General features: G+C 67.5%; 1 pseudogene. It reads right to left on the bottom strand.

Features of this window, described 5'->3' with window-relative positions:
• Positions 1-234, bottom strand: a pseudogene (locus tag SB786_RS37805) (AMP nucleosidase); the annotation flags it as partial.

Raw genomic sequence — 234 nt, 5'->3', positions numbered from 1 at the left:
CCAGGGCTGGAATGGGGATGTTCGGCGGCACCACCCGGTCGAGAATGCCGTCACGGCGCATGTAGGCGTGGGCCAGCACGTAGTCGCCGATGGTTTGCGACTGCCGCAAGCCGCCGCAGTGGCCGATCATCAGCCAGCAGTGCGGGCGCAGCACGGCCAGGTGGTCGGTGATGTTCTTGGCGTTGGACGGGCCGACACCAATGTTGACCAAGGTCACGCCGTCGCCGTCGGCGG

The organism is Burkholderia sp. SIMBA_062, assembly GCF_046534765.1.
Classification (GTDB): domain Bacteria; phylum Pseudomonadota; class Gammaproteobacteria; order Burkholderiales; family Burkholderiaceae; genus Burkholderia; species Burkholderia ambifaria.
The sequence above is the reverse complement of the archived record's forward strand: the minus strand, read 5'-3'. Positions and strand labels throughout refer to the sequence as shown.